Source organism: Pseudomonas sp. BMW13 (genome assembly GCF_013357275.1).
GTDB lineage: Bacteria > Pseudomonadota > Gammaproteobacteria > Pseudomonadales > Pseudomonadaceae > Aquipseudomonas > Aquipseudomonas khazarica.
The window spans coordinates 22,072-38,595 of sequence record NZ_SUKD01000013.1; the positions used below are offsets into that span (position 1 = coordinate 22,072).

Annotated in this window: 13 protein-coding genes; 9 read left to right on the top strand and 4 right to left on the bottom strand. The window is 61.6% G+C overall.

Annotated features, from left to right (window positions below; all coding sequences use genetic code 11):
• Positions 1 to 14: 14 nt before the first annotated feature.
• On the bottom strand, positions 15 to 479 hold the full coding sequence (locus E4487_RS10710; RefSeq protein ID WP_037049055.1) for a CopD family protein: 465 nt from the start codon (positions 477 to 479) through the stop codon (positions 15 to 17).
• A 140-nt stretch (positions 480 to 619) separates the two neighbouring features.
• Between E4487_RS10710 and dinG the strand changes: the two genes are divergently transcribed.
• The 4 genes from dinG to pdxH all read left to right on the top strand — a co-directional run bounded on the left by dinG (position 620) and on the right by pdxH (position 5,535).
• Entirely contained in the window at positions 620 to 2,764 is a 2,145-nt protein-coding gene (dinG, locus tag E4487_RS10715) for an ATP-dependent DNA helicase DinG (RefSeq protein WP_175253318.1), read from the top strand.
• A 150-nt stretch (positions 2,765 to 2,914) separates the two neighbouring features.
• Complete coding sequence (locus E4487_RS10720) at positions 2,915 to 4,060, top strand: EstA family serine hydrolase (protein ID WP_037049050.1); 1,146 nt, start codon at positions 2,915 to 2,917, stop codon at positions 4,058 to 4,060.
• 83 nt (positions 4,061 to 4,143) lie between these two features.
• Positions 4,144 to 4,797, top strand: coding sequence for an OmpA family protein (locus tag E4487_RS10725; protein WP_037049048.1), 654 nt, complete (start codon positions 4,144 to 4,146; stop codon positions 4,795 to 4,797).
• A gap of 90 nt (positions 4,798 to 4,887) precedes the next feature.
• Entirely contained in the window at positions 4,888 to 5,535 is a 648-nt protein-coding gene (gene pdxH, locus E4487_RS10730; RefSeq protein ID WP_047591956.1) for a pyridoxamine 5'-phosphate oxidase, read from the top strand.
• A gap of 219 nt (positions 5,536 to 5,754) precedes the next feature.
• On the opposite strand, the gene E4487_RS10735 is transcribed toward pdxH, so the two are convergent.
• The 3 genes from E4487_RS10735 to E4487_RS10745 all read right to left on the bottom strand — a co-directional run bounded on the left by E4487_RS10735 (position 5,755) and on the right by E4487_RS10745 (position 10,898).
• Positions 5,755 to 6,480 (bottom strand): HNH endonuclease, encoded by a 726-nt coding sequence (locus E4487_RS10735; RefSeq protein WP_175253319.1) that lies wholly within the window; start codon positions 6,478 to 6,480, stop codon positions 5,755 to 5,757.
• Between the two features lies 1 nt (position 6,481).
• Complete coding sequence (locus tag E4487_RS10740; RefSeq protein WP_175253320.1) at positions 6,482 to 7,855, bottom strand: AAA family ATPase; 1,374 nt, start codon at positions 7,853 to 7,855, stop codon at positions 6,482 to 6,484.
• 397 nt (positions 7,856 to 8,252) lie between these two features.
• Complete coding sequence (locus E4487_RS10745) at positions 8,253 to 10,898, bottom strand: AAA family ATPase (RefSeq protein WP_175253321.1); 2,646 nt, start codon at positions 10,896 to 10,898, stop codon at positions 8,253 to 8,255.
• A gap of 244 nt (positions 10,899 to 11,142) precedes the next feature.
• Between E4487_RS10745 and E4487_RS10750 the strand changes: the two genes are divergently transcribed.
• From E4487_RS10750 to E4487_RS10770, 5 genes are all read left to right on the top strand, one after another.
• Positions 11,143 to 11,676: a ProQ/FinO family protein gene (locus tag E4487_RS10750; protein WP_175253322.1), complete on the top strand. Its 534-nt coding sequence runs from the start codon at positions 11,143 to 11,145 to the stop codon at positions 11,674 to 11,676.
• A 97-nt stretch (positions 11,677 to 11,773) separates the two neighbouring features.
• Positions 11,774 to 12,907 (top strand): sugar diacid recognition domain-containing protein, encoded by a 1,134-nt coding sequence (locus E4487_RS10755; protein ID WP_175253323.1) that lies wholly within the window; start codon positions 11,774 to 11,776, stop codon positions 12,905 to 12,907.
• A gap of 175 nt (positions 12,908 to 13,082) precedes the next feature.
• Positions 13,083 to 14,450: a GntP family permease gene (locus tag E4487_RS10760; protein ID WP_175253324.1), complete on the top strand. Its 1,368-nt coding sequence runs from the start codon at positions 13,083 to 13,085 to the stop codon at positions 14,448 to 14,450.
• A 55-nt stretch (positions 14,451 to 14,505) separates the two neighbouring features.
• On the top strand, positions 14,506 to 15,639 hold the full coding sequence (locus E4487_RS10765; protein ID WP_037049029.1) for a glycerate kinase: 1,134 nt from the start codon (positions 14,506 to 14,508) through the stop codon (positions 15,637 to 15,639).
• Positions 15,640 to 15,753: 114 nt separating this feature from the next.
• Positions 15,754 to 16,215 (top strand): membrane protein, encoded by a 462-nt coding sequence (locus E4487_RS10770; RefSeq protein ID WP_037049026.1) that lies wholly within the window; start codon positions 15,754 to 15,756, stop codon positions 16,213 to 16,215.
• The last annotated feature ends 309 nt before the right edge of the window (positions 16,216 to 16,524 follow it).

Sequence of the window (16,524 nt, forward strand, 5' to 3'; positions counted from 1 at the left end):
GGCAGCCCGTTCGATCAGAAGCTCGGGCGCATCGCCACCAGCGTCATCAGCGCCAGGCCGACCAGCAGGTTGCTGCCGACGATCTTGCGGATCTTTCCCAGTACCTCAGCGCCGACGGGCCAGTTCTCGGCCTCCACCGCGCGCCGCAGCTCCGGCAGCAGCAGGGCCTGGATACGCAGGAAGAGCGCGAGCATCACCAGGTACAGCCCCATCATGATGTGCACGTAGCGCGGCGCCGCGTCGAAACCGCCGTAGCTCAGGTGCAGCATGCCCACGCCGCTCAGCGGCAGCAGCAGTACCGCCAGCCAGACCCAGACGAAGAAGCGCTTGAACACGTTCAGCCACAGGCGCAGGCGGGCAGGCGGCTCCAGTGCGTCGACCGCTGCCGGGCGCAGGATCATCCAGGCGAAGAACATCCCGCCCACCCAGATGACGGCGGCCAGCAGGTGTAGCGCATAGAGTGGGGCGTAGGGTGTCATGCAGGGTCTCCAGAGGGTTCGGTTGACGGCTCGAGCTGCCCGATGTGCACGGGAGTCTGCGCCAGATCGATTGCCGCGTTATGATAGCGGCCGCTCCGCGAATACTGAAAATTTATCCAGCCTTTTTCGTTTCAGAATCCATGCTCAGTACCGAACTCAAGTCCCAGATTCAGGGCGCCTACTCGCGCTTCCTCGAGGCCAAGTCGCTCAAGCCTCGCTACGGTCAGCGCCTGATGATCGCCGAAATCGCCAAGGTGCTCGGCACCATCAGGAGCGACGACGAGGGCAAGCGCCTGGGCGATCCCGCCGTGGTCGCGGTGGAGGCGGGTACGGGCACCGGCAAGACGGTGGCCTACAGCCTGGCGACGATTCCCACGGCCAAGGCGGCGGGCAAGCGTCTGGTCATCGCCACCGCCACCGTGGCGCTGCAGGAGCAGATCGTGCACAAGGATCTGCCCGACCTGCTGCGCAACAGCGGGCTTAACTTCAGTTTCGCCCTGGCCAAGGGGCGTGGTCGCTACCTGTGCCTGTCCAAGCTCGATCACCTGCTGCAGGACGGCGCCGCGCAGAGCGCCACGGCGCAGCTGTTCGAAGAGGAAGGCTTCCGCATCGACGTCGATGAGCAGGGGCAGAAGCTGTTCACCGCGATGATCGAGAAACTCTCCGGCAACCGCTGGGACGGCGACCGCGACAGCTGGCCCGAAGAACTGGACGACAGCCGCTGGGCGCAGTTGACCACCGATCACAGCCAGTGCACCAACCGGCATTGCCCGAACTTCCAGCAGTGCGCCTTCTACAAGGCCCGCGAAGGCATGGGCAAGGTCGACGTGATCGTCACCAACCACGACATGGTGCTGGCTGACCTCGCGCTCGGTGGCGGTGCGGTGCTGCCCGACCCACGCGAAACCATCTACGTGTTCGACGAAGGTCATCACCTGCCGGACAAGGCCATCGGCCACTTCGCTCACTTCACGCGCCTGCGTTCGACCGCCGACTGGCTCACGCAGATCGACAAGAACCTGACCAAGCTGCTGGCGCAGAATCCGCTGCCGGGCGACCTGGGCCGGCTGATCGAGCAGGTGCCGGAGCTGGCGCGCGAGCTGAAGAGCCAGCAGCAGTTCATGTTCAGCGCCTGCGAAGAGGTCGCCGACTTCAAGGCCGGTGAGGACATGGAAGGGCGCGAGCGCCCGCGCCACCGCTTCGTCGGTGGGGTGGTGCCGGAGCACCTGACCGAGCTGGGGCTGGAACTGAAGAAAGGTTTCTCCAAACTCAACGACCTGTTCACCGGCGTCACCGAGTTGCTCAAGGAAGCGATGGACGGCGAGGGCGCGGTCGGCATCGCCAGCCACCAGGCCGAGGAGTGGTACCCGCTGTTCGGCAGCCTGATGGCGCGCGCCAAGGGCAACTGGGAGCTGTGGCTGGCCTTCACCGCCGAAGACCCGGAAGAAAGCCCGCCGATGGCGCGCTGGCTGACCCTGGCCGACAGTGGCGCGCTGTTCGACATCGAAGTCAACGCCAGCCCGATTCTCGCGGCGGAAACCCTGCGCCGCAACCTGTGGAACGTCGCCCACGGCGCCCTGGTCACCTCGGCCACGCTCACCGCGCTGGGCACCTTCGACCGCTACCGCATGCGTGCCGGGCTGCCCAAGGTGGCGGTCACCGCCATCGTGCCGAGCCCCTTCCATCACGCCGATGCCGGCGTGTTGCGCGTGCCCGACCTCAAGGCCGACCCGCGCGAGGCGGCCGTGCACACCGCAGCCATCGTGCGCGAGTTGCCGGCGCTGGTCGCGGGCAGTCGCGGCACCCTGGTGCTGTTCTCCTCGCGCAAGCAGATGCAGGACGTGTTCGACGGCCTGGATCGTGACTGGCGCAAGCGGGTGTTCATCCAGGGCAACCTGTCCAAGCAGGAGACGCTGAACAAGCACAAGGCGCGTGTCGACTCCGGCGAGGAGAGCGTGTTGTTCGGCCTGGCCAGCTTCGCCGAGGGCGTCGATCTGCCAGGTGCCTACTGCGAGCATGTGGTGATCGCCAAGATTCCCTTCGCCGTGCCCGATGACCCGGTCGAGGCCGCGCTGGCCGAGTGGATCGAGGCGCGGGGTGGCAACCCGTTCATGGAAATCGCCGTGCCGGATGCGTCGCTGCGCCTGGTACAGGCCTGCGGCCGCCTGCTGCGGACCGAGGCCGATCGCGGCACCATCACCCTGCTGGACCGACGCGTGGTGACCCAGCGCTACGGCAAGGCGATTCTCAATGCCTTGCCCCCCTTTCGTCGGGAAATCCAGTGAGCGCCTGACTGTCGGCTGTAGCGCGCGGGTCCGGAAGAGTCCGGGCCGGCGCCGAGTCGCCCGCGTGCCCCGCGTAACATCGACGGCCTGCGGTTCCCAACGGCGGCGGGGGCTGGAACAATGCGGGCAATTTCGTTCAAGGAGACAGATGTGCAGGTTCAGGGCTATTTCGACTTGCGTTTCGAGGCGGTGAGGGATGCCTTCGCCAGCCTGTTCGAGGACTCCCAGGAGCGCGGCGCAGCGCTCTGCGTGCAGATTGGCGGCGAAACCGTGCTGGACCTCTGGGCCGGGGTGATGGACAAGGACGGCCAGCAGGCCTGGCACAGCGACACCATCGCCAACCTGTTCTCCTGCACCAAACCCTTCGCGGCGGTCGTCGCGCTGCAACTGGTGGGCGAGGGCAAGCTCGACCTGGATGCGCCGGTGGCGCGCTACTGGCCGGAGTTCGCCGCCGCCGGGAAAGAGCGCATCAGCGTGCGCCATCTGCTCTGTCACCAGGCCGGTTTGCCGGCGTTGCGCCAGCCGTTGCCGGCCGAAGCCCTGTATGACTGGCAGACCATGACCGCCGCGCTGGCCGCCGAACAGCCTTGGTGGCCGTTGGGCGAGGGGCACGGCTATGCGCCCATCACCTATGGCTGGCTGATCGGCGAGCTGATCCGTCGGGTGGAAGGGCGTGGCCCGGGCGAGAGCATCGCCGCCCGTATCGCCAGGCCGCTGGGCCTGGATTTTCATGTCGGCCTGGCCGACAGCGAGTTCGATCGCGTCGCGCACATCGCCCGCGGCAAGGGCAACTTGGGCGATGCCGCCGCGCAGCGCCTGCTCAAGGTGATGATGAGCGATGCCAGCGCCATGAGCACGCGCTCGTTCACCAATCCGCCATCGATCATGACCAGCACCAACAAGCCGGAGTGGCGGCGCATGCAGCAACCGGCGGCCAATGGTCACGGCAATGCCCGCAGCCTGGCCGGCTTCTATGCCGGCTTGCTCGACGGCAGCCTGCTGGACAGTGAGCTGCTCGGCGAAATGACCCGCGAGCACAGCCTGGGTGAGGACAAGACCCTGCTGACCCGCACCCGTTTCGGCCTCGGTTGCATGCTCGACCAACCCGAGGTGGCCAATGCGACCTACGGCATGGGCGCCGGCGCCTTCGGCCACCCTGGTGCCGGTGGTTCCAGCGGCTTTGCCGATCCGCAGCGCGACCTCGCATTCGGCTTCGTCATCAATAATCTAGGACCGTTCGTCTTGATGGACCCTCGAGCGCAGAAACTTGCGCAACGGGTTGCGGACTGTATCTGATCGAGCGGCTAGACTTGCGCCATTCGTTCAGTACCACCCATAACAAACCGACCATTAGAAACTTGTGCGACCTCGGGGGCTTCATGCGCGCCAACAAGATTTTTGCCTTTACCTGCTGCCTGCTGATTGCCGGCTGCGCGGGCTCGGAGAAGAAAGAGGTCGCCAAGGCGGCCGTGATGCCGCCACCGCAGGTGACCCGTGCCTGGCTCGACGAGTACGAGCCGCGCGTGCGTGACGCCGTCAAGGACAGCGCATTCGAGTTCGAGCGGCGCGACAACCTGCTGGTCGTCACCGCGCCGGTGAAGGGCTCGTTCAACCCGGACCGTCCGCAGATGCTGCTGCCGGCCAGCCTGGGCCCCATCACCCGGGTCGCCAAGCTGCTCGAGGCCGACAACGACATCGCCGTGGTGATACTCGGCCACGCCGACAGCAGCGGTGATGCCTCGCTGAACCGCGACCTCAGCCAGCAGCGCGCGCGTGCCGTGACCTCCATCTTCCGCCTCAGCGGCCTCAAGCAGAACCGCCTGCAGGTCATGGGCCTGGGTTCGGACATGCCGCGTGCCGCCAACGACAGCGCAGCCGGGCGTGCGCTCAACCGTCGTGTGGAAATCCTCCTGACCTCGCGTGACACCATGCAGGGGCTGATCGCCAAGTACAGCCAGCCGGCCAAGGCCGGCCTGAAGGATGGGCCCAAGGTAGCTGCCGCAGATCAAGGAAAACTGGGCAAGTCAGAGTAAGCTTGGCGGCATTTCCCACCTGTTGAGGGTGTATCCGCAACCCGCTGGCGACAGCGCCGAGGGTTGCGGCAGGCGCCCCGAGGAACTGCCATGACCCAGACACTGGCCGATATGCGCCGTGACTACACCCGCGACGGCCTGAGCGAAGCCCAGGCCCCGCTGGAACCCTTCACCCTGTTTCGTCAGTGGTTCGACGATGCCGTGAAGACCGAGCAACTGCCGGTCGAACCCAACGCCATGACCCTGGCCACCGTGGACGAGCAGGGCCGGCCGCACTGCCGTGTGTTGCTGCTCAAGGGCCTCGACGAGCGCGGCTTCACCTTCTTCAGCAACTACGAAAGTGCCAAGGGGCGCCAGCTCGCGGCGCGCCCGTTCGCCGCCATGACGTTCTTCTGGCCCAGCCTGGAGCGCCAGGTGCGTATCGAAGGCCGGGTGGAGCGCGTCACTCCCGCCGAGTCCGATGGTTACTATCAGGTGCGCCCGCTGGGCAGCCGCATCGGCGCCTGGGCGTCGCCGCAGAGCCGGGTGATCCGTGATCGCGCCGAACTGGAAGGGCTGCTCGCGGAAACCGAACGGCGCTTTCTAAACCAGGCCCCGCACTGCCCGCCACACTGGGGTGGCTATCGCCTGCTGCCCGAGCGCATCGAATTCTGGCAGGGCCGCCCGAGCCGCCTGCATGACCGACTCAACTACCGCCTGCAGGGCGAGGCCTGGATTCGCGAACGCCTGGCGCCCTGAGGGGCGCGGAAGGGGGCGTCGAGGCTCGTTGACTGAATAGCAAAGCGCTTTCTGGAGAGGGTGGGGTGGCTGCTATCGGCCAGAAGCGGACCATGGATACCTAATGGCGAAACAGTAGCGATTGATGGACGGCCTCTTGGTAGGGCCACCACTAGCGTTGACTACGGGACACTCACGAATCGGAAAAAGGGAGTCACCAAGCAACGACATTCAAACGTGTCAAATTTCGCTCCATGGATCACCTCTTCGTAACTCGTTAATTTTTCTATTGAACTCATCTAGTGGGGTATCGGGATACTCCTTATGGAGATCGGCGGCGAGCTCTCTTGATGGTTTTTCTGGAAATGCACCAACTAATCTTAAAAGCGATAACCACTTTTTCTTGGCGCGCTTTATCAGTGCCAGTTTCTTCTTTTCTATCACTGCTGTCATTTCGTCGAGCCCGCAGGCAACTATCACCGCAGACCCTGCAGGCGATTTATCAATCGGCTCGTACACGGCATCATCGATGATGGCAATATGCTTTGTGTAATCATGTAAGTACGGATGAATCCATAAATACTGCCGAGACTCATTCAGATAGTTTCGTATGCTTTGTAGCATCACATCCGCATATATCGTAGGGTTGTGTGCTTTCTTTCGACTATTGCAGCGCTTGCAAGTCAATGTCAAATTGGCCCTAACAAAAGTGAACTGAGGCGCCATTGAGGATGGGATGATATGATCGAGCTCTGAAAGCCCAATTTCAGTCGATATTTCTCTTTTACAATAACTGCAGGAGTAATTTTGATGAGAAATAAGTTCGTCTCTCAGAGTGTCTTTCAATATTTTAATGCTTGCTTTTTCCCAGTCTGTCGGTAGCCCTGACGTATTCTTGTCCAGTTTTTTGAGTTCATCAATGCTCCACTCTCTGATAGGGAGACTGACCCCATGGGTAGTCATCATGTCAGGATGACACCTCAATGATAGTTGCAATTACTTCCTTTAGAATATCCGCCTCGGGAAGATTCTTCCTATATGCCTCTAGCCTTACGGATAGATCTTTTAATTCGACCTTGTTATCTTGTATTCCTGCACCAATGATTTTCAAGGCTCGATTGACAAGATCTGTTATTTCTGGCCCCCTTGGGCTTTCGAGAGTGAAAACCTCCTCCAAGAGAGTGTTGCTGTCCCAGCCAGACGGTGAATGTTGAAATTCAGCAACAACATTGTCCGCCTCACGCCTAAGTAGAATGCAATCGGAATCTTTGAGCGGAAGGGAACTAAGTAAAAGTGGGGAATGGGTAGCAACGACTACCTGACATCCTTTTACATGGTCAATTGCTGATAAAATATTATGCAAATAATTTCTTTGCCAGGAAGGGTGTAGGCCATTCTCGGGCTCATCAATTAGGACAAGAGAATTATCTTGAATGCCTAGTGTCACTGTACAAAGAGACACAAACATTCCCCACTGCCCGGCACTTAGGGTGTCCTCACTATTCATAGTGGAATGTCCAAAAACTAAGCTGGTTGGGCGCATAAATCCATAGCGGAAACCTGCTTCCAGAACGTCGCGCGAGAGCTTTCCATAATCGACAGTTCCTTTGTCAAAGTCGACGGAAACCGGAAAAATTGGCCGCTCTACTCCCCTTGTTCTTGTATCGAGCAAATATTTAATGTGTTCTTGTATTCCTTGCTGATAGACGTCAAGGCGGGAGATTTCATGCGTTAAGATTTTTTTCTGTCTATGCGTCGTAGTATCGCTATTGATTCGCCTAGTGAGGACATTCCTTACTTTCAAAATATCTGAATCAATATCTCGTCTTGCATAAGTTCCTCCTTCACGTTCTGCGGAGACGAGGCGGAGGAAGAAGCTAAAGCGTTTATCTATGCCTATTTGTTCACAAATACTGGCTAAATGTTCTTTTTTTGCTGCCACCATCTGTGGTGCAGTCAGCAATGCAGAAACAAGCTCTCTTGCACTTTGATTTCTACTTATGATGTTAGTGGCTGTCCTAGGCCCTACATACGAATACTCGTCAATTTCGAACTCTCCACCAACACTCCTATCGGAATATCCGTACTTTGAAGGGAAACGATCTGTTGGAAGCGCCGAAACTGCAATGATTTTACGAGGAGGATACCGGAACAGGTTCTTACTATCACTTGCTTCTATTTCACCAGTCACAAGGTGAATCGCGTCGTTCAGTATATGCCGAAGAAAGTGACTTTTCCTTGTTCCGTTTTCCCCTATAATTACGGATATTCTATTTTTGTACTGACAAGAGTCCATCGGAATTTCTTGCGAGGAAAATGGTAGGCAAAGGCTAGACAGCATTTAGGCTCCTTACACGTCAGGCGATGCGAAAAGATTGTATGCATTTTCGCAATGCCCTAGGATGAGGGGGGGATAAATATCAGGTAGGCATATTGCCGTCATTCGTTGAAAAAAACTTAACTTGCACTTCTACAACCTTCTCTTCAAGACCTCGTGTTTTAACCGCGAGGAATCGCGATGCCCGCCTGTGGAGCCTCTTTTGCGTAGTTTCCTGATTTTTGATCCATCAGTGGGCATTCATTTTCACCATGCGCAAGGCATTCTGCGGTGGCAGGAACGCCATGTGCGAAGGTCTACTTCTGGCCAGTTTCAGTCTGTTGCGACTGGCGACTCTCGGCCCATTGGCAACCTGCTGCCGTAGGGGGCATTGAGGATTCTATGGCCGCTTGAGGTGCTTTTAGCGGCTTCGCAGCCTCAAAGAATTCATTCCTTCCATTAGGACAACCAGCTGCTCGACTACCCCTTCATCAAAGTCCTCCCGATTCTGCTCCTCGTGAGTGCCTTTGTTTAGGTATTGCCATAACAACGTCTGCTCAGGTATTCCGAGAATCTGCTCCAAGGCTTCCAGCAAAGGCTGCTTATCACCATGCTCAAAGGTGCGTGCGCCATTTAGTCTTGCACGGAGCCCCTCACACAAATTTCGTAGTGAGGGCTGATCTCCCACACCTGCCAACTTGACGCTGATTACGCCTAGATCGTATTGCCCCAGCCATCGCCATACCTTGTTAGCGAGCATTTCTAACGCCTGCCTGCACGGTTGTAGCGCCCCACGATGGTCGCCTCGGTCAACAGCGGCCCTTGCGTTTAAAAGATAGGCTTGCGGCGGCACATCCCGTAGGACGCGCGGGTGATGATTCCCAGTGTGGTGACGGAACGTGTAAGACACCCACTGAGCACGATCAACATGATTCTGGATGTCCTTAATGAACTCATTGCTGTGGCAGGTCACGATGATCTGTGTATTGGCAAAGCGCTCGCTCTGGAACAAAGCCTCCCGAATACCCTGACGATGTTCATGGTCAATAGCATTGATCGCGTCATCGAAGATCACTGTAGGCGCCTGGATGTTGGTAGCCTTTGCCAACAGGATGGCTAACCCCAGACACCGCACATGTCCTTCACTCAGCACCTGAAGTGCATCAACACGCGTTTCTGGGGAACTTCGAAAGCTCAACTCGATTCGACCGTCGCCGGTGACAGGTAGGTGTAGCGCAGCCAGTTTGTCTTCGTCGGCATCACGGACGTTGAACTCGTTGTACAGCTCCATAGCCAAGTTGTTCAAACCTGCCATCAACGTTCTCGGCAACCCCGAGCGGTACTGTCTTAGTAGGCCCAAGAATCCGTTGTAGGCAGCTTGAATTCTTACCTCTGCTGCAATGCGAACTTCCTCTTCTGCGGCAGCGGCGATCAGTCCGGCGTTCTGCGCTTCAAAGGCATCGACACGCTGGCGAGCCGCTGCAATGGCTACACTGGCTTGTTGGCGTCGAGTCGTATGCTCAGTCAATGCGATGCGAGCGTCGGAAAGACGATCTCGCTCAGCAATCAGTTGTGCCCGCTGCTGAAGATTTTGCTGAGTAGCGGCATCCGCCTCCTCTAGCTGACGCGCGTAATTGACTGCCTGCTGTGCCAGTGAGATGCCACCGGCAACTGGGTTGTACCCTACCTTCCACCATGCGGTGCCGGGTTGGACACCTGGATTTGCCAGATAGCGTAAAACTTCATGCTCACTATCAACCCTAGCTCCGACGCGCTGGGCAAAATTGGCGAAGAACGCTCGCAATGCATCTGATGCGACCCGCCTCTGGTCAACAGCCGCTTGGTGCTGCTGCTTGAGCTGAGTCAGCTCCCGCAGCTGCTCCAGACCCTGCGCAGCCTTAACAAAAGGATCAGTATGGACATGCTCCACCCCAACAATTGCAGTCTCACATGCGGGGCAATGGTCTGGAGAAAGCGCCTGTAGCTCAAGAATTGCAGTGTAGAGGCCTTGGTACGCGGCACCATCCTGCTGCAAGGCCAGCTGGCCAGCGAGTTGCTCAACGAGATCGTGAGCTTCATCTGCGACGCGAAATGCCCCAAGGAGATCCTGCTGCCGTACACCGTACAAAGCCGGCGCAGGTTGGTTCAGTATCTCTATCAAAGCCTGCAATCGCCCCGGAGCGTCAGCAGAGCCCACCGCCTGTTTCAACTGGGCATACGTCAGTCCGGCTTGGAAAGCCTCAGCATACTGCCGCTCTGCCTGGTCGAATGCAGCAATACTGGCAGGCTCACCAGTAAGTAGTTCAGTGTCATGAGCGATTGCTTGCCGTCTGCGAGCAAGCTCGAAACCTTGCACAGCTTGAATCGAGAGCTGCGCATCAACTGACTCGTTAAATTGACTCACAAACTCATTGAAATCGTCCATGCCAAACAGCGCGGCGATCAACTCTGTCTTCTGGCCGGCGGGTTTTGCAGCGATCCTAGAAAAGGAGTCAATACGGTTCTTCTCAATGAAGCAGAACCGATATGCGTCGGCATCTGCCTGAACGGCAACTTGCTGGCCATGTGCATCTAATGCCGCCAGCTGAGGAGGTGCAAACCGACCTTCATGTATGTTGCGGAGGTACTGAGCAGCATCAATTCGCTTTTGCGCCCCCTCGTCTACAGCTCCGAGCAGGGCAAACTCGAGCGCCTCGCAAAGACTGGTCTTGCCGCTACCATTGGGGCCATAAAACAGCACTATACGGCGTGCTAGATCAAACGCCTCAGCATTGCGAAAGCCCCGGAATGGCCCAAGCGAGAGGTGGCACAGCCTCTGCCAACTCCAACCTACTCCCCCTGCTATGGCGTCCAGCTGCGGTTGCCCCGGATCAGTCGTGGTGAGTCGCTGGCGCGCCAGCTCAACCAAATGCACCGACCGCTGACTTCGATTACGAGAAGTGGCACTAACTCGTTCAAAATCGTCGAGCACTAGCATTGCAAATCGGCGCACATCTTCTGGCACAGCACCGCCAGGTCGATGAAGCCATTGCATGAAATGCTGATAGTCGTGTTCTGCCGACGCCATCGCTACCTCCGCTGTAACTAGCATGACTATGAACGGCAACGTTACTGGCGCGCTAGCATTGTGTCCATGGCCTGCTTTTGGCCGGTTGCAGCCGGTCTGCGCGCTACCTTATTCACGTATGCCAGCGATTTCGCCCCGCCTTCACAGCTACCGTCGAGCATGCCAGCTGCCAATGGGGCTGTATGCGAGGAGCACATGAGATACCCTTGCGCCACGAATCAACCAGAGCGCTGTGAACCGAACGATGGGTTTTGAACAACTAGCCGAACTGCGTGACCGCCTGCGGGCGGAAAAACAGCAGGCCGAACCTGAAAGTGCCAAGCCGCAGAAGCGCAAGGCACCGCAGAAAACCAGGGCACCGAAAACCAAGGCACGCGAGCAGGATCCGGCCGTCGAGGCGATCTGGCGACTGCAGAAGCATTTCCCCTTGGCCTTCCCGGTCAATCCAGCGCCCAAGGTGCCGCTGAAAGAGGGCATCCTCAAGGATGCCGAGCAGCATCTGGCGTTGCTCGGCATCAGTCTCGAGCAGCTCAAGCTGGGCATCGCCGCCTGGTGCCGGGGCGGGCGCTACTGGTCCGCGATGACCGAGAACTCGCCGCGCCTGGATCTCCAGGGCCAGCCCGTCGGCATGGTGACGGCGGCGCAGGCACTGCATGCCCGGCAGCAGGCCCGGCGGCAGCGCATGGAGGCCCGGCGCGCCCAGGCCAAGGCGAAGGCGCCGGCGGCTGACGAGGCCGTCGAGGCCGTCGAGGCCGCTGCGCAGCCTGACGAGGCGTAAAGCTCCGGCAACCCGAGCTTGCCTCGGGTTCTGCGGCGCATCGTGAAGCGCCGCTGATGTGCCTACAATGACGGCCTCAATCGTGAGGCCGCTTCCGATGCTCGAACTCGATTCCACCCTGGCGCAGCACATCGTCGACCGCGCCATGGCCATCCTGCCGCACAACATCAACGTCATGGATGCCCAGGGGATGATCATCGGCAGCGGAGACCCCAGTCGCCTGCATACGCGGCACGAGGGCGCGCAGCTGGTGCTGGCCAATCGTCGCGTGGTGGAGATCGACGCGCAGGCGGCCGCCTGTCTGCGTGGGGTCAAGCCTGGGGTGAACCTGCCGCTGCTGCATGCCGAGCGCCTGATCGGCGTGCTCGGCATCACCGGTGAGCCCGAACTCGTGCGGCCCTACGCCGAGCTGGTGCGCATGGCTGCGGAGATGCTCGTCGAGCACCGGGTGCTGCAGGCGGAGCGGCATTGGCAGCGGCATCAGCAGGAGGCCTGGCTGCGCCAGTTGCTCGACCCCCAGCTGCGCCTCGCCAGCCTCGAAGCCGATGCCGAGCGCCTCGCCCTGCAGCTCTCCTGGCCGCGGCAGATCTGCCTGCTGCAGCTCGACGCCGACGGCGACCCGCTGCCACGCCAGGCGCGCCTGCTGGCCAGCCTCGGTGGCAAGAACGATCACCTGATCGCCCCGCTTGGACGTGACGAGCTGCTCTGGTGCCGGCCGTTCAGTGCGAGCCGGGATGACCGGGCCTGGCTGGCCCAGGCCGACGAGCGCGAGTGGGGCGTGCGTTCCCTGACGCTCAGCGATCCGCTGCACGACCTGGCCGAGTTGCGCCAGGCCAGCCTGGTCCTGCGTGACCTGCAGGCCTACGGTCAGGCGCGCTTTCCCGAGCGCCGGCTGTTGCGCCTGGACGAGCTACGCCTGCCGACGCTGCTGTATGCCCAGCGCCACAGCTGGTTGTTGCAGGGCTGGCTGGCTCCCTTGCGCAGCGTGCTGGCGCAGGACCCCCAGGGAACCCTGCGCACCACCCTGGAGGCCTGGTGCGCGCATGACGGTCAGGTACAGACCTGTGCCCAGGAACTGGGCATTCACCGCAATACCCTGCGCTACCGCCTGGAGCGCATCGCCGAGTTGAGCGGCCTGGACCTCAATCGCCTGGACCAGCGCCTGCAGCTGTCGTTGGGCCTGGGCCTGCTGGAGCCGGAGGCCTTGGCCGCGGCGCCGACGAGCGAATAGGCGGCTGGCAGGGCGATGCGGCTTTGTGCGCCCGCACAGGCCGCTGGGGTTCGTCAGCGTTGTTTTGGTGCCTGCGCACAGGGCGAGGGGAGTGGTGGCTGAGCCACAATGAGGCGCCTGTCGGCACTTCCACTCGGGCGTCGCGCCCGCCATAACAACAATGAGGAGACTGGTCATGGGCCTGGTCCTGATTCTGGTGGCACTGATCGCGTTCATCGTGCTGTCCACTACCCGTTTGAAACTGCACCCCTTCCTGGCATTGCTGGCCGCTGCCCTGATCGCCGGCTTCGCCTATCAGTTGCCTGGCAACGAAATCATCAAGACCATGACCGCCGGCTTCGGCGGCATTCTCGGCTACATCGGCATCGTCATCGTCCTTGGCACCATCATCGGGGTGATCCTCGAGCGCAGTGGCGCGGCGATCACCATGGCCGAGACGGTGATCCGTCTGCTGGGTCAGCGTTTCCCCACGCTGACCATGTCGATCATCGGCTATCTGGTATCGATCCCGGTGTTCTGCGACTCCGGCTACGTCATTCTCAACTCGCTGAAGAATGCCCTGGCGGCGCGCATGAAAGTCTCGGTGGTGGCCATGAGCGTGGCGCTGGCGACCGGTCTGTATGCCACCCACACCTTCGTGCCGCCGACGCCGGGGCCGATCGCCGCAGCCGGTAACCTGGGCCTCGAAGCCTCCCTGGGGCTGGTGATCCTGGTCGGCCTGCTGGTCGCTGCGGTCACCGCCGTGGCCGGCATGCTGTGGGCCAACCGGTTCCTCAAGCAGAACGACCAGGAGCTGCTGGAGGAGGCGCCCAGCGAGCTGCTCGCCGAGGATGTCGACTTCGACGCCCTGCGCGCCCGCTACGGCAAGCTGCCCAGCGCCTGGCAGGCGTTCTCGCCGATCTTCGTGCCGATCCTGCTGATCTGCCTGGGCTCGCTCGCGGCGTTCCCGAGCAAGCCCTTCGGCACCGGCGCGTTCTTCGACGTGCTGAGCTTCCTCGGCCAGCCGGTCGCCGCCTTGCTGGTCGGTCTGGCCCTGGCCTGCACCCTGCTCAAGGGGGAAGGCAAGCGTCAGCAGTTCCATGACCATGTCGCCCACGGCCTCAAGGAAGCGGCGCCGATCCTGCTGATCACCGGTGCCGGCGGTGCCTTCGGTGCCGTGCTCAAGGCCACGGCGCTGACCGCTTACCTGGGCGACACCCTGTCGGCCCTGGGCATCGGGCTGTTCATGCCGTTCCTGGTGGCGGCCGCGCTGAAAAGCGCGCAGGGCTCCTCGACCGTGGCGCTGGTCACCACGTCGGCCATGGTCGCACCGCTGCTGGGCAACCTGGGCCTGGACAGCGAGATGGGCCGGGTGCTCACCGTGATGGCCATCGGTGCTGGCGCGATGACCGTCTCGCATGCCAACGACAGCTTCTTCTGGGTAGTGACCCAGTTCAGCCGCATGAAAGTCGCTACCGCGTATCGCGCCCAGACCATGGCGACCCTGATCCAGGGCCTGGCCGGCATGGCAGCGGTGTGGCTGCTCAGCCTGGTTCTGCTGTAATCCGCTTTACCGGCGGGTGGCTTCGGCGCACCCGCCTCCTTCCGAGGTTCTAGTCATGAAAATCGTCATCGCTCCCGACTCCTTCAAGGAGAGTCTCAGTGCGCCCGATGTCGCCGCGGCCATCGCCCGTGGCTGGCAGCAGGTATTCCCCGACGCCGAGTGCCTGCTGCGGCCAATGGCCGATGGCGGCGAAGGCACGGTCGATGCGCTGCTCGCCGCCGTTGGCGGTGAGCGCCGCGAGTGCCGGGTCCGGGGCCCCATGGGCGAACCGGTCGTGGCCCATTGGGGCTGGCTGGGGGAGGGCACGGCCGTCATCGAGATGGCGGCGGCCAGCGGCCTGCACTGGGTGCCGCGCGAGCAGCGTGATGCGCGCCTGGCCAGCAGTTACGGCACCGGCGAGCTGATCCGCGAGGCCCTCGATGCCGGCGCCACGCGCATCATCCTCGGCCTGGGCGGGAGCGCCACCAACGATGCCGGCGTCGGCCTGCTGCAGGCCCTGGGCATGCGCTTTCTCGATACGCAGGGGCGCGACCTGGCGCCGGGCGGCGCTGCCCTGGCCGAGCTGGACCAGCTGGACCTGAGCAGCCTGGATGCGCGCCTGCTGAACGTGCAGATCGACGTCGCTGCCGATGTCGACAACCCGCTCTGCGGTCCGCGGGGCGCCTCTGCAGTATTCGGGCCGCAGAAGGGCGCGACGCCCGAGCATGTGGCGCAGCTCGACCAGGCGCTGGGACGTTTTGCCCGCGTCACCGCGTCGACCCTGGGGGAGGATCACGCCGAGTTCCCCGGTGTGGGTGCCGCCGGTGGCCTGGGGTTCGCCGCGCGGGGGTTCCTCAAGGCCGGCTTCCGTCCGGGCATCGAGCTGGTGGCCGAGCTGTCCGGGCTGGCGGCTGCCGTGCAGGGCGCGGACCTGGTGATCACCGGGGAAGGGCGGATGGATGCGCAGACGCTGCACGGCAAGACGCCGGTCGGTGTGGCCCGCGTCGCGCGTGCAGCCGGCGTGCCGGTGATCGCCTTGTCCGGCAGCCTGGGTGACGACTACCAGGCGCTGTATGACGCCGGCATCGAAGCCGCGTTCAGCCTTGCTCCGGGGCCCTTGTCGCTGGAGCAGGCCATGGCCGGCGCCGCCGCCGAGCTGCAGGCACGCACCACGGATATCGCCAGGCTCTGGCGCCTGGCGCGGGCGTAGCGCCACGAACCTAACTGAACTCTGTCTGTCTGAGGCTACTATTGTTCAGGCTTTGCCGTGACAGTTGCGCGTGCCCGGCGTCTAATGGATCGAGATATCTCTGGAGGAATTGCTATGCGTAAACCCACTCTGCTCATGACTTCGCTGGCGGCGCTGCTGGCCCTAGGCGGTTGCGCATCGAGCCTGACTGGCGATACCTACAGCCGTGACGAGGCGCGCGCGGTACAGACCGTGCGCATGGGTACCATCGAGTCGCTGCGACCGGTGAAGATCGAAGGCACCAAGACGCCCATCGGCGCGGGTGCGGGTGCGGTGATCGGTGGCGTTGGCGGCAGTGGTCTCGGCGGCGGTCGCGGCAGCGCCGTGCTGGCGGTGATCGGTGCGGTGGCCGGCGGCCTGCTCGGTGCAGCCGCAGAGGAAGGCCTGACCCGTACCCAGGGCGTGGAGATCACCGTGCGCGAAGACGACGGCACCCTGCGCGCCTATGTGCAGGAAGTCGAGCCCAATGAGATCTTCCGTGTCGGCGAGCGCGTGCGCATCATGACCGTCAACGGAACCAGCCGCGTCGCTCACTGAGGACGCCGTTTCAACCGACCGGAGCCGCCTCGGGCCGCTCCGGTTTTTTGTGCCTGCCATACTGGACGACGCGCCGTCGTGCGAGGGTCAGCGATGCGCGCATCGCTATCCGCAACGGCTGATAGGCGCGGCGCAGAGCGGTGATAGAGAAAGACGCGTATTCACCTGCTGGTGCGTTTAGTAATAATTCAATGCATGACGATGCGTCGATAGGTATGGATAATCGGCGGTTATTCTTGTCGCGACAACGACTTAGCTGATTCGTTGTGGTGCGGGGTTCGTCACCGTCAGGGAGTTGCGACTCCAATT